The 13,167-nt window shown below is 61.3% G+C and carries 13 protein-coding genes and 1 pseudogene; 5 read left to right on the top strand and 9 right to left on the bottom strand.

Features of this window, described 5'->3' with window-relative positions:
• Position 1: 1 nt before the first annotated feature.
• From FF80_RS15600 to FF80_RS15590, 3 genes are all read right to left on the bottom strand, one after another.
• A complete protein-coding gene (locus tag FF80_RS15600) occupies positions 2-904 on the bottom strand; it encodes a sugar ABC transporter permease (RefSeq protein WP_035102224.1) in 903 nt (300 codons plus the stop codon).
• Positions 905-973: 69 nt separating this feature from the next.
• Positions 974-2,287 carry an ABC transporter substrate-binding protein gene (locus FF80_RS15595; RefSeq protein ID WP_052153641.1) on the bottom strand — a complete coding sequence of 438 codons (1,314 nt, stop codon included), beginning with the start codon at positions 2,285-2,287 and terminating at the stop codon, positions 974-976.
• A gap of 201 nt (positions 2,288-2,488) precedes the next feature.
• On the bottom strand, positions 2,489-3,154 hold the full coding sequence (locus tag FF80_RS15590; RefSeq protein ID WP_035102222.1) for a TetR/AcrR family transcriptional regulator: 666 nt from the start codon (positions 3,152-3,154) through the stop codon (positions 2,489-2,491).
• Positions 3,155-3,255: 101 nt separating this feature from the next.
• Here FF80_RS15590 and FF80_RS15585 point away from each other — a divergent pair, with 101 nt between their 5' ends.
• Genes FF80_RS15585 through FF80_RS15575 form a run of 3 tightly spaced genes read left to right on the top strand, consistent with a single transcriptional unit; the run spans position 3,256 to position 5,758 of the window.
• Positions 3,256-4,452 carry a Tm-1-like ATP-binding domain-containing protein gene (locus FF80_RS15585; RefSeq protein WP_035102221.1) on the top strand — a complete coding sequence of 399 codons (1,197 nt, stop codon included), beginning with the start codon at positions 3,256-3,258 and terminating at the stop codon, positions 4,450-4,452.
• Between the two features lie 10 nt (positions 4,453-4,462).
• Positions 4,463-5,305 carry a phosphoenolpyruvate hydrolase family protein gene (locus tag FF80_RS15580; protein WP_035102218.1) on the top strand — a complete coding sequence of 281 codons (843 nt, stop codon included), beginning with the start codon at positions 4,463-4,465 and terminating at the stop codon, positions 5,303-5,305.
• A gap of 15 nt (positions 5,306-5,320) precedes the next feature.
• Positions 5,321-5,758, top strand: coding sequence for a cupin domain-containing protein (locus FF80_RS15575; RefSeq protein WP_035102217.1), 438 nt, complete (start codon positions 5,321-5,323; stop codon positions 5,756-5,758).
• On the opposite strand, the gene FF80_RS15570 is transcribed toward FF80_RS15575, so the two are convergent.
• From FF80_RS15570 to FF80_RS15555, 4 genes are all read right to left on the bottom strand, one after another.
• Positions 5,755-6,594 (bottom strand): alpha/beta hydrolase, encoded by an 840-nt coding sequence (locus tag FF80_RS15570; RefSeq protein ID WP_052153640.1) that lies wholly within the window; start codon positions 6,592-6,594, stop codon positions 5,755-5,757. The two genes, FF80_RS15575 and FF80_RS15570, sit on opposite strands and share 4 nt — an antisense overlap.
• A 230-nt stretch (positions 6,595-6,824) precedes the next feature.
• The gene (locus FF80_RS15565) at positions 6,825-7,529 is read right to left on the bottom strand and encodes a DnaJ domain-containing protein (protein ID WP_035102216.1); all 705 of its coding nucleotides are present in this window, start codon (positions 7,527-7,529) and stop codon (positions 6,825-6,827) included.
• Complete coding sequence (locus FF80_RS15560; protein ID WP_244445793.1) at positions 7,526-8,110, bottom strand: VWA domain-containing protein; 585 nt, start codon at positions 8,108-8,110, stop codon at positions 7,526-7,528. Before FF80_RS15560 ends, FF80_RS15565 begins: the two co-directional genes overlap by 4 nt.
• Before the next feature lie 305 nt (positions 8,111-8,415).
• Complete coding sequence (locus FF80_RS15555; RefSeq protein ID WP_035102215.1) at positions 8,416-8,655, bottom strand: hypothetical protein; 240 nt, start codon at positions 8,653-8,655, stop codon at positions 8,416-8,418.
• On the opposite strand from FF80_RS15555, the pseudogene FF80_RS22410 reads away from it, so the two are divergent.
• Positions 8,624-8,750 (top strand): annotated as a pseudogene (locus tag FF80_RS22410) (C4-dicarboxylate ABC transporter substrate-binding protein); the annotation flags it as partial. The gene FF80_RS15555 and the pseudogene FF80_RS22410 overlap by 32 nt on opposite strands.
• Complete coding sequence (locus tag FF80_RS15550) at positions 8,727-8,924, top strand: hypothetical protein (RefSeq protein WP_035102213.1); 198 nt, start codon at positions 8,727-8,729, stop codon at positions 8,922-8,924. The pseudogene FF80_RS22410 and the gene FF80_RS15550, both read left to right, overlap by 24 nt.
• Before the next feature lie 439 nt (positions 8,925-9,363).
• Here FF80_RS15550 and FF80_RS15545 read toward each other — a convergent pair whose 3' ends face one another.
• Together FF80_RS15545 and FF80_RS15540 are read right to left on the bottom strand one after the other, a co-directional pair.
• Positions 9,364-12,330 carry an AsmA family protein gene (locus FF80_RS15545; protein ID WP_160172842.1) on the bottom strand — a complete coding sequence of 989 codons (2,967 nt, stop codon included), beginning with the start codon at positions 12,328-12,330 and terminating at the stop codon, positions 9,364-9,366.
• Between the two features lie 377 nt (positions 12,331-12,707).
• The gene (locus FF80_RS15540; protein ID WP_035102209.1) at positions 12,708-12,893 is read right to left on the bottom strand and encodes a hypothetical protein; all 186 of its coding nucleotides are present in this window, start codon (positions 12,891-12,893) and stop codon (positions 12,708-12,710) included.
• Positions 12,894-13,167: the final 274 nt, after the last annotated feature.

Raw genomic sequence — 13,167 nt, 5'->3', positions numbered from 1 at the left:
CTCAGCGCTCCTTTGCCTTGTTCAGGTACTTGACGTAGATGTTGGTGATGCACAGCACCATGATCAGGATGATGTAGGCGAGAGCCGAGGACGGCCCCGTCTGCCACTGCTGGAACGCCATTTTGTAGAGCCGCGACGAGATGAGTTCTGCGGCGGGCTGGCCCGTCATCACGAAGGCGATGTCGAAGGTCTTGAACGCCTCCATGGTGCGGAAGATCACTGCGATCAGCAGGATCGGCGCGACCAGCGGCAGGGTAATGCGGAAGAAGGTATAGAGCTTGCCGGCGCGATCGATCGAGGCAGCTTCATAGAGATGCTTGGGCACGGCCGACAGGCCGGCCAGGGACAGCAGCATCACGAAGGGCGACCACATCCAGATATCGGTGATGGCCACCGCGTAAAGCGCCAGGTTGGCATCGCTGAGCCAGGCCACCCGCCCCAGCCCAAGAGCATGGTTGAGGATGCCCCAGGAGGGATCGTAGATCAGTTTCCAGAACAGCCCCACCACCACCGGCGACAGCATCATGGGCAGCATGAGCAGGGTGGTCAGCAAGCCCTTGTAGGGCAGAGGGCGGTTGAGCAGCAATGCCAGCCCGAAACCGACGACGAACTGGCCGGTGACCGAGACGATCACATACCAAAGCGTCGTGGTGAACGTTCGCCAGATGACCGGGTCCGCCAGCACATCGACATAATTCTTGAAGCCGACGAGATTGACCTGTGCCTTGCTCGATGCCCGGAAGTCGGTGAACGAGAAGCCGAGCGAGTACAGCAGCGGAAACACGTTGAAAATGATGAGGAATGCCACCGTCGGAATAACGAAAACATTCCGGATCGTGGTGTCGCTCCATCCGCGAGACGCGGCGCGAGACCTGGGGTCGAGCGTGGTGATTAAACTGGTCAAGGCGTAGTTCCCCGATTGGGCAGGAGGCGGAGAGGAAGTCGCCTTCCCCTCCGGACAGGTTTGAGTGCCTTACTGTGCCGGGTATCCGGCCGCCTGCAGCGTATCGACCCAGGTCGTTGCCAGCGTGTCGAGCGTGGTCTTGGCATCGCCTTCGCCGTTCACCACGTATGGGTAGAAGGCGTCGGCGGCCTCGGTCAGGAGCTCGGCATATTCGGGCAATGCCCAGAAGTCGCGGACCTTGAACATGGTCTGGAAGAAGGCTTCATTGAACGGCGTGGCCGTGCGGAACTTTTCCGACTCAAGGATCGCCCCGTGAGCCGTGTAACCGCCCAGTTCAGCCCAGCGTTCCTGGGTTTCTTCCTTGATGAACCACTCGAGGAACTTCATGGCCTCTTCCTGGTTCTGGCTGTAGGAGACCAGTGAGATACCCTGGCCACCAAGCGCGGCAAAGTCATCCCCGCGCGGGCCGGGCGGGTTTGCGAAGAAGCCCATATTGGCAGCGTGCGGGTTGGTGGCCTCGTTCACCAGCGCCGGGAAGAAGGCGAAGAAGTTCATGCCCATCGCCACCTGACCCTGCGCAACGGCAGTGTTCACTTCGGCGAAGAACGAGTTACCCCAGCCCGGAGGGCCGAAGGTGAACAGCTTGCGGTAATCTTCCAGCGCTTCGATGGATTCCGGCGAGTTCAGCAGGCCGGTGACCTGGAAGGACTCGTAGTCGCCAAAGGAACCGCCATAGGCGAAAACGGAATTCTCGACGCCCATGACGATCGCATCGCCCTGGTTCTGGGAATAGATGGCGGCGCCATAGCGATTTTCATCCGGACGATGGAAGAATTCGGCGATGTCGATGAGTTGCTTGAAATCCTGCGGAACGCCAAGGTCGTAGCCATACTTGGCCTTGAACGCTTCCATCTCCGCGGGGTCTTCGAACCAGTCCTTGCGATAGGTCCAGCCCAGCGCGTCGCCTTCCAGCGGAACGGACCAGTAGGTGCCCGAACCACCCGGATATTCCGAATAGTATTGCATCGTCGCCGGGGCCATGACTTCTGCCAGGTTGTTGGCGTTGATGAACTCGGTCAGGTCGACATAGTGGCCATTGAGCGAGCCGGCACCCAGCCACTGGCTGTCGCCAACCACAAGGTCGTAGGCCGACCCCTGAGCGTTGAACTCGGTAAACGCTTTGGTCTGGAAATCGGGCCACGGCACCGTCTCGACGGTCACGGCGACTCCGGTCTCGGCCTGATATTCATTCACGAGTTCCTGCAGATAGTTTGCAGGGTCCCATTCGGCCCACAGAATGGTTAGCTCCTGAGCCTGTGCGGAAATCGCACCTATCGTCATTAGGCTTGCACCGGCCAACAGACCGGCAATGGTCTTGCGCATAGTTTCATCTCCTCCCTCGGATGCACTGTCTCGCTCGTGGCGAGAATTTTGATGCGTAATGATCAGGCACTACGACAAGACGACCCCTCCCAAAGTCGTACTTCTCCTCCTCTGTCTGGGGGACGTCGAAGCCCGACTATTGCCGGTTGCCTCTCCCCCGCCTCCTCGCACTGGCCGCGCCGCCTTTGGCGGTCATTTGGCTCAGCGCGGCTTCTTTTCCCCGGCGGCCTCTGCTTCGGCCGCGTTGACCAGGGCCAGGGCGGCCCATTGCGCGACGGCCTCTGCCTCCGCTGCGGCCAATCCCCAGATGTCCCGCAGGACGATGATCAGCTCGACCCCAAAGATCAGCGACAGCGCCTGTGACAGCCGCAGCCGCTGTGCCCGCGATAGTGTATCCGCCATCGGCCTGGTGGCCCGCATCAACAGGTCGACACGGTGGCCGCGCGTAAACTGCGGCTCGGCGCCCAATGTCCCAACTTGCCGCCGCGCCCACTGGTCCAGCGAGAGCTTGAGGGCAGCCTTGAACGTTGCCTCGAATTCGTTGATCCGCGGCATCGAGGAGGCCAGCAGATCCTTCACCCTGGCACGGGTGTCGCTTTCGTCCGTTTTCCAGTCAAGAATCGGGCCGAGAGCCTCGTCAACAACTGCGTGGACGAGCACGGCCTGGCTCGGGAAATACCGATAGGCCGTGGCGCGCGAGACTCCCGCCGCCTCGGCCACTTCACTGACCGAAGGCGTGGCACCCGACTGCATAAGGGCCGTGGCGGATTGGAGCATGAGCCGGCGAGTGCGTGCCCGTGGACCGCGCTCTGTCGCCTCCCCCTTTTCCGTGCTGGCCGTTTTGGCTCGTTGACGTAAGACTGGCATACCAATATGATACACGTATCTCATTTTTGAGCAATAGCCGAAAACGTGCCGGAACAATTACGGCACAATGCTCCATCAAGAGGGCCAGGGCGGGGGAACGAATGGGCCATATCCTGGTGGTTGGCACCGCCGACACGAAAGGCGAGGAGCTATCCTATCTGGCAACGTGCGTGCGCTGTGCAGGCGGACAGGCACTGCTCGTCGATGTCGGCACGCGGGCTCCAGCCATCGCAGTCGATGTTGCCGCGGCGACCGTCGCCGCCGCCCATCCGCAGGGCATGACCGCCGTTTTGGGCGGTGAAGATCGCGGCAGTGCCGTTGCGGCCATGGGCCAGGCTTTCGCCCGCTATGTGGCGGGCCGCGCCGACATTGCCGGCATAGTGGGTATCGGCGGCGGCGGCGGAACATCGATCGTGACGCAGGGTATGCGGCAATTGCCATTGGGCATTCCAAAGATAATGGTATCGACGCTCGCATCGGGCGACGTTTCGGGTTTTGTGGACGTATCGGACATCGTCATGATGCCTGCCATCACGGACATGGCAGGCCTCAACCGATTGAGCCGCAGCATTCTCAACAATGCGGGCCAGGCAATCGCGGCGATGGTGGCCCACCCGGCTGCGAAAGCGCAGGACAAGCCGGCTTTGGGGCTCACGATGTTCGGCGTTACCACGCCCTGCGTCACTGCGATCGCGGCCCAGCTTCGGAGCGACTATGACTGCCTGATCTTTCATGCCACCGGCACGGGCGGGCGCACCGCGGAAAAGCTCGCCGATAGCGGCCTGCTACACGGCATGCTGGACATTACCACAACCGAGGTCTGCGACCTGCTGTTCGGCGGCGTGCTGCCGGCGACCGAGGACCGGTTCGGTGCCATTGCCCGCACCGGCCTGCCCTGCGTCATGTCGGTCGGGGCCGTGGACATGATCAATTTCTGGGCGCCCGAGACAATACCGGCCCGTTATGCCGGCCGGCATATCTACCGGCACAATCCCAACGTCACGCTGATGCGCACGACTGCAGAAGAGAATGCCGAGATCGGCCGCTGGATTGGCGGCAGGCTGAACCAATGCCAGGGCCCGGTGCATATGCTGTTACCCCAGAATGGCGTGTCGGCGCTCGATATCGAAGGCGGCGCGTTCTGGGACCCGGCGGCGGACGCGGCCCTGTTCGACGCGCTGGAGCAGACCGTGTACCCCACAGCGACGCGCCGCGTTACGCGTCTGCCCTTCCATATCAACGCCCCTGAATTCGCCGATGCGGCCGTTCGCTCGTTCCGCGAAATTTCCTCCAACTAAGAGAGCCTTTATGCCCGTCATCGACCGCACGACCATCCTTGCCAAGTTCCGTTCCATGATCGCGGCAGGCGTGCCCATTATCGGTGGTGGCGCGGGAACCGGCATTTCCGCCAAGGCGGAAGAAGCCGGTGGCATCGATCTCATCATCATCTACAATTCGGGCCGTTATCGCATGGCCGGCCGGGGCTCCGCCGCCGGACTGCTCGCCTATGGCAATGCCAATGAGATTGTCAAAGAGATGGCGGTCGAGGTGCTGCCGGTCGTCAAGACCACTCCGGTGCTTGCGGGCGTCAATGGCACCGACCCGTTCATCCAGATTCCCCGCTTCCTCGCCGAACTCAAGGAAATGGGTTTCTCGGGCGTTCAGAACTTTCCCACTATTGGCCTGTTCGACGGCGTGATGCGGCAGAGTTTTGAAGAAACCGGGATGAGCTACCAGCTCGAAGTCGACATGATTGCCGAAGCGCACAAACTCGACCTGCTGACCACGCCCTATGTGTTCAACCCTGCCGAGGCCACGGCGATGGCCGATGCCGGCGCCGACATCATTGTGGCGCATATGGGCGTGACCACCGGCGGCAGCATCGGCGCAACTTCGGCGAAGTCGCTCGACGATTGCGTCGGCGAGATCCAGGCTATCGCCGATGCAGCACGCAGGGCGCGCAGCGACATCATCGTGCTGTGCCACGGTGGTCCGATCGCGACGCCGGAGGACGCCCGCTACATCCTGGAACGCTGCCCGACATGCAACGGCTTCTATGGCGCTAGTTCGATGGAGCGCCTGCCAGCGGAAACCGCAATAAAGGCGCAGGCAGAGGCCTTCAAGAACCTGCGAACTGGAACGCTGGCCTGAACGGGAGGATCACCCATGACCAAGCCGAATTACTTCGTCTACCCCAGGGACGTCGATGCCTTTGGTTTCGATTGGGGGCAGCTGTCGCTGACGGTCGGCCCGGAGATCAATGAAGCGTCACGCTTCTCGGGCGGCGTTGTAAACCTGCCCAGCGGCCAGGGGCACACGCGCCACAACCATCCGGGGGCAGAAGAGATCATTTTCGTCATAGCGGGCGAAGGCGAGCAGATGGTGGAAGATGAGCTTGGCAATCCCATCGTTGCCCAGGTTCGGCCCGGCTGCACCGTCTACGTGCCTGAAAGCCGCTTCCACTCCACCAGGAACACTGGCAGCGGCGTCATGCAGCTTTTCGTCGTCTATTCGCCGGCCGGTCCCGAACGCGCGCTGAGGGAACTCCCCGACTTCCGCATCATTGCGCGGGAAACCGGCGGCGAGCCTGACCAAAATAACTAGAGTGCCTCGCGCAGCCAGGCGGTGGTCTTGTCGATGACCTGCTGGCCGATCCCGGGCTGTTCGCTGAAGACGCCCAGCATGTGATCGGCGCCCTCGATGGTCACGGCTTCGGCCTGTCCAGCAGCGAGCCCGAGATATTGCTCGAAATAGCCCGCAGCAGGATCGGCGTCACCGGCGATGGTCAGGAACGGACCAGTATAACCGGCGAAGCGGGCAGCCAGATCGTGCCTGGCGAGGCTCTCGAAGAAGGTCTGCTTGAGCGTCACCACGCGCCAGCCGAGATCGACGCTGGCCACGCCTTCTGCTGCCGCCTTGTCGTAGAACTCCTGGCCGAGGAATTCGTGGAATTCGGCCTGGAGGTCCCCCATCTGCCCCCAAACCACGACCGATTTGAACGCGTCCGGTTCCAGCATGGCGACGGCCGCGCCGAAGCTATAGCCGACAACCCCGATGCGGGTCGGGTCTACGCCATCAATGCCGGCAAGATAGGTGCGGGCGTCGGCGGCATCCGCCACCAATCCTTCGATCGTGGTATCGGCCATGTCGCCGGCGCTCTCGCCATAGCCGCGGAAGTCGATCCGCAGGGACGCGATGCCTTCGGCGGCAAGCGCTGCCGCCTGTTGGGCGAAGAGGCCACCCACTTCGTCGCGCGAACTGCCAAAGCCGTGCAGCATGACGACGGCGGGGCCGGTAGCGCCGGTATCGGGCACGGCAAGCGTGCCCTTGATCCCGTTGGGCAGGTCAACAACCGTTTCCGCCGCAAGGGAAACGCCGGTGAACATGGCGAAGGCGAGGGCGGCAGATGCGGATTTCGCGGTGATGCTCAGGATGGACATCGACATTCTCCTTGTTGGCGTGGCGCCGGGTTGATGTCGTCCGTTCTAGCCCCAGCGCATCGCCGTCGATTGAAGAAATCCGACAATGTGAATGGCGAAACCCAACTGCTGGGTTGTCCAACGAAGAGTTTGGGTCCGCTATTGGCGCGCCATGAGCCGCTTCGCCCGAGGCGTGCAGAATGAGCTCTGCGGGAGCTTTCCAGGGATAGATCAGTGGAATTCGGGTTAGATTAGCCGGCCTGTTTGAGCAGAAGATCACGCGCCTGGTTGATTTTGGCGGCGAGGTAGCTTGAGCCACCGTGATCGGGATGCATTGCCTTCATCAATTTGCGATGGGCAGTTCGAATCTCGGTGCGGCTCGCGCCGGGTTTTAGGCCAAGAACTTCATAGGCCTCAGCGACGGGATCGCCTCGCGTCCCGGTGTCCGGATTTTCGCTCCCGTCCTGGTCAGCGAAATGTTCCCGCCAACCACTGCGATTGGCGTCGAGCCAGCTCTCTAAAAGGCTAATGCTGTCGGGGTCGTTTTCTACTTCGGCCAGCAGGAGCCGGGTATCCATCTCGCCCAAGTCCATTAGGTCCATGCCCGCGAACTGACCATTCAGCACGCGACCAGAAACCGCGCCGGTATCGTGATCCAGCTCCATGACGAAACTATAGCTCTGGACCTTTGAGATATGGCTAGCCTCCCCCACCGGTCCCTCGAATGAAATCGGTCCCAGCCTTCCGGTGCGCAACACCGCAAAGGCAGCCGCACCGATAAAAAGAGCGATATCGAACCGCCGGGCAAACAGCAGGCCTAGAGCAATCAGAATGCCAAGCCCGCCGACCAGCCAACGCAGCACTTGCATTAATTTCCGACGCTCGATCTTGAGCAGATAATTATATGCCGCAAGGGCGGCCAGGAGTACCAGCCCGCCAATGAAGACGTAGGTCACGGCGGCAACTGGGCCAGCAGCGCCCGCGCCTGGCCACTGATTTGCAGTTCCAGCAGGTCCTTGCCGCCGCTGGCGTAGGCGGCTGCCGCCTTGAGCAGGGCTGCCAATTCCTGCGGCGCCGAGGCATTGAACCGGGCATATGCGCCCTTGCTTAGTCGCGCGAAGTCGCGAAATGCTGCCTCGACCCGAGCGTCCTGGCCCTCCTGGAAGACAAACAGGGGTAGATTCAGCAGGCCAAGCTGCCCAGCCATTTCGGACAAAGCGTCGACATTTTCCTCAATGGCGTCGCCCACATAAATTACAGCATTGATCCGTCGTTTGGCGTGCTCAGCTCTAGCGTGAGCAAAGACTTTGGAAATCTGCGTATGCCCTCCGCGACAGTCGATGCCGCTCATGAGCTTGGCCAAGGCACCGCCATCAAGCACCCATTTGCTGGCCCGGCATTCGCCAAAGCCCCGAAAATATAATAGTTGCACCTGCAAAGCACTTGATCTGGGAATGGCGCGAAACATCTCGGCCTGTAACGAACAGGCCAGATCCCATGTCGGTTGACGGCTCATCGTGGCGTCCAGCGCGAACAATAGCCGCCCATCCCGTGCAGCTTTTGGACGCCCCATTGCGCCGACCTTTTTGACAAAGTCGGCAATGTCGCCGCTGACCCTGCCCTTATCGGGTAACCTGGGTATTTCTCGCGATATTGGACCTGTTTTCGCCATGGACTCAATATGTGGGTCCCAAGCGATGCCCGCAAGTCCCGGGCCTTCGCTCACAGAATCGCAGGTCGCACGCTGCAGTCATGCATGATGCTCGCGGCGTGCCGTTCGTGCAGGACAGACGCGGCGTCCAGTTGCGGATGGCCCTGGGACCACCAACACCTGGGACATTCCTAAAACCCTGGAACCTGATAGGAGACCAGATTGGTCGCAACGAATTGCACCTGCTCGGCCGGCCTCTCTCCACGCATGGCCTGCACAAGGGTTTCAAAGGCCTGTTCGGCCAGGCCGCGCTCATCCTGGCGAATGACAAAGACCGGATTGGGCAGATACTCGATAATGGCGGAATAGGCGAAGGTGCCCGCGAGCAGGCCGGGCGGAATGACGCCCAACCGGGTGCGGATGGCGCGCATGGCGCCGTGACCTGGGCGCGTCGCCGACCCCGATCGCCTTCACCGAGCTCTATGGCGCACTGCAGCAAGGCGTGGTGGATGCGCAGGAGAACCCCTATGGGCACATCCTGAGCCAGCGCGCCGAGCTGGAAACCCACATGACCATCATCGACCTGACGCCCGAGGAACTGGCGCAGTTCCAGGACAAGACCATGGACGTGGTCGACATGGTGCGCGAGCGCGCTGGCAATGAAATTGTCGACACGCTGATGACCGCCTTGGTCGACTAGTTCCGGACCATCGGGCTGGCGCGGACGTCGAAACCGCGCCAGTCAAAATTGCGGAATGCAAGCGCAAAGTCTTCTTGCAGCACAGGTCTGGAAACTCCGACACCAGCAGAATCCGGTGTTTGTACTCACCTTCTGCATCTTCGAGAAAGAGGCCTGCCGAACGGCCATGGTGCCGCTGTACCGACCCTCAAGTTCGAGTTCTGGGGCCATGACGGCGTGCTCTACATAGCCGCGAGATCCGGAAGTCGTCCGGTGACTTTTCCATTCTGCTTAATCAGGCCGTGCGCGACCGCTTCATGGCAACCGTGAATTATGTCGTCGAACAGGCGCCGGTCACGCTCCTTGCAGCTGCCATTGATAGGCAGCGTCACGTCCAGAAATACCACGATCCCGACAATCCAGGCGACGGTATGAGCCCGACCCTGCGCGCGCGATTTCCTTACATACCCAGCTGATTGATCAGCCCTTCGATCACATCTTGTCCAAGGTCATCCGTCGGCGGTGTAACTTGCGGCCCCATAAGGTCAGTCACCTGGCCCGCTGGCGTCGATGGCGTTGGCGTCGGGGGAACCGAAGATACCGGGCCCCTTGGATCGGGCCTGGGAAGCAAGATATTCACCGGCTGCTGCGCAGGAACGGCAGTATTCTCTGTCGGGGGCGGCGCAACCTCGGTTGGCGCGGCAGAGCCCGGCGCCTGCTGCCCCAGGACACTGCCCAGAACCGAGTTCAGGAGTGTCTGCTCACCTGGTGGCGCGTTGGCATCAGTGGGCATTCCTTGCCCGCCAAGCATCTGGCCGATTGCATTGGTCAGACCTTCATTGCTCAGTCCGCCCGTTTCGCCACCAAGCGCGCCGCCGAGACCTTCGATCACGCCGGAAGCACCGCCAGTCAGGCCGCCGGCGTCGACGCCCAGCTGTGACAGCGCCTGCAGCGCCCGATTGGGGTCGGCCAGAATGGCGGAAAGGTCAGGATAGATGCTGGGACCGGACAGCGGTCCATTGATGATGATCGGCATCCCCAGGCCGGAGACGTCGAAGTCGCCGCCTTGTCCTTCCAGGGAACCCACTACGCGCGGGTCCAGGCGCATGTCTATGGTCTGGGCGGCCAGATCGACGCTGCCTGCGCCACTCATGCGGACAAACGGACCGAGCACACGGATGGTCTCCGCGTTGGCTACGCCATTGGCAATGTTGACGGCCACGGACAGTTCGGAGAACTCGGTCTTGGCATTGGCGTCCTGGGAATAGCCGGAGCTGATCAGGGAGCGCACATTTCGAACCAGGCCCGCAACGTCAATTCCCCGCAGTGCCCCATTCGACACCACGATATTGACCGGACCATTGAGCGAGCGGGCGAATGCCTGGCTATCGACGCCCGCGCCGGTCACCTGGACGCTCGCCTTGAGTTGTCCCTCAATCTGCCCGAAACCGGCAGCGTCCGTCAGCAGTGGCAGCGCCTGCACGTTTTCCATGGCTGCGACGAGATCGATGGACGGAACACTACCGGCGCCATTGGCCGTGACGTTAGCTGTGACAATGCCATCATAAAAGCCGGCCTGCGGTATGTTGAGCTTGGCAACGCCCTCGGCGACCGACAGAGTGGCCGTGGTCGGCCCCACCTTCACATCGCCATAGGCCAACTGGTTTGCTGCAAACCGAATGTCGGCATTGAACAACCGCAACATGGACAGGTCGATAGCTGCAGGGCCGGATGCCGCCGCGTCAGGAGGTGACCCGCCGCCGATCAGCGTGCGGAGATCCAGTGTGTCAACCGACAGGGATGCGGTGATGCTCGGCTTGCCGGCCATCGCAACGGACAGCGAGCCATTGGCCCGAATGTCATCAAGGTGGACTGTTGCATCGGTCATGGTGAACTGGCTGTCGCCTGCCGAGATGCCGCCCGAAAAAGCAAACTGGCCCAGTGGGTTTCCAACAGATTGTCCCAGCCAGCCAAGTGCGCGAGTCAATGATGGTGTTGCGATATCGGCTTTGCCACTCACCTGACCGGAAGGCGCAACCGTGCCAGAGAAACTTACGTTGACGGGTTCGGACTTGAGGTCGAGCACCACTGCGCTCGGTTGCTCCCACAGGAGTTGGGTCGGCGTGAGCGAGGTGGCAAAGTTTACGGCTTCGCCGTTCCAGCGCGCCGATCCGGAAGCGCTGAGTGGCTGGCGGATATCTTCGATCTGAACGTTCGCCTCCAGCGCATCAACAACACCCGCGCCCTCGCCGGCAATGGAGGCAAGCTGGGGCACAACGACTTTGCCGCCGGCGAGCGAAACTGTTCCGCGCAGGTTGAGTGAATTTCGAATTGCCGTCCCATCCAGGCCCTTGAAGGCATATTGGAGCTCGGAGGACACTTCGCCCGTCAGAGGCGATTGCTGGCCCATCAGCGCAGTGAGCTGTTCGATGTCGATGGATGACAGATTGAGTGAGCCGCTGGCGACGGAAGGGGTGGCATTGGCGTCCAGGGCTATGCTTGCAACCAGGCTGCCGCCAGCAATACTGGCAGAGTCCACGGTCGAGACGAGGCGGCCATCCTGGAGCTGCGCGGCGAGGACAACGTCGCGCGCGACAGCGTCACCCACCTGCAGGGCTTCGGCATGTAGTTCCAGATCGGCATCCAGCGCTTTCAGCGCCGAGAGGTCGGGGCCGCTGGCCGGCGCATTGCCGGAGGCAGTGGCAGCGGGCGCTTCACCTTCCGCTGTGGGCTGGAAATCCGCATAGGAGAGGACTCCGGCCTTGACGCGTGCAACGACGATGGGCCGCTCGCCCGGGACATAGCTCGCGTCCAACTGCATCTTCTGGCCGATGCTGTCGATTTCACCACCGGTAACGCGGTAGCTACCGTCCGCCGCCAGCTGAATACTGCCCGATGCCTTGACGTCGGCGAGCGCCGGATGCACCGGCTGCGACGCCTTAGCCGAAATGGAGAACGTAGCAGGTTGCCGGGCGAGCAGGTCGCGCAGTGAGCCGATCTCGGCGCCGAGTTCCATCCTGTTGCCGTCCATGATGCCGGAAACGGCAATCGAAGCAGGCACGCCTATGCCGGGGAAGGACAGGCGCATGTCAATGCCGCTGGCAATGGAGGCGATTGTCCCGGCCTGGTCCTGCGACACCTCTCCGTCGGTGACCACGATGTGATCGATCGAGACCTTCTCCAAATATCCGGCAATCACCCGGAATATGTCCTCAGCCTCGGCCCCTTTTGGTTCTGGCTCCGTATTGCCGGCGCCTTCGGACAGGACAATGCGGGGGCTCCGTAGCTCGACCCCGGTAATCTGGATCTGGCCGGAGAAAAGCGACAGGGGAGCGACCGATGCGACGGACCGCTCAGCCGTCATCGCGAGGGAGCCGTCTGCTGCCGTATAGGCGAAGTCTTCGACGATAATGCCGAAGTCGGGCACCACGGAAAAATGGAGCGGCCCGTTGAGAGCAATCTGTGCCCCGGAGGCGCGAGACAATTGGTCGGCAAGCGCCGCCCTCAGCGAGCTGGAGTTGATTGCCAGGGGCAACAGAAACACCAGACCCGCGAGCGCCAGGGCGAGGGCCCCCATGGCCAAAGCGATTTTCTTCATGCGGGCGCCTCCGGCGATAAGGCAAAGAACAAAGGTCCACCGGCTGCCCCCGATTGCTCGGGTCGCGGTGCTCAGTCAGCACTACCGCAAATGACAGTGTAATTCGTTAACCACTGGCTGGACGCCTGAAGAGCAACGCCGCCTATGCCGTTAGATCATCGACGGGGAAGGATTGCGTGATGCAGAGTACCAGCATGCCGATGAAGCTAATTCATGCAACTTGGAGCAAGCGAACCATGACCGTTGATCGATCTGAAGAGGCCGTGGACGTCTGCAACTGGCTCCTGAAGTTCGGCGATGAACGTCTGCGCCCATTGCACCCATTCCTCAATTGACCGTTCGCCGACGACGGTTGCCGGATCGTGGGTCGCGCTCAGCAGGCCGGTCAGCATCTCCTGCAAGTTCCGCGCAGTTTGCCATTGAATAGTCAGCTCAACGAACTTGTCGCGTCTCGCCTTCCCAATTCAATCTTAAAGGCTTGAAATGCATAAAGAAATTGGCGCACCCGGCGAGATTCGAACTCACGACCTCTGCCTTCGGAGCAATTTAGGCAGCCATCCTAATTGCACGCTAGGGCACGCCATGACACTTCAACCTCATGAAACCAATAGACTAATTGGATTCTTCCGCCGAAATTCATATCCGCAAATTCGCTCTGACTTCCTA

The organism is Devosia sp. LC5, assembly GCF_000735585.1.
Taxonomy (GTDB): domain Bacteria; phylum Pseudomonadota; class Alphaproteobacteria; order Rhizobiales; family Devosiaceae; genus Devosia.
The sequence above is the reverse complement of the archived record's forward strand: the minus strand, read 5'-3'. Positions and strand labels throughout refer to the sequence as shown.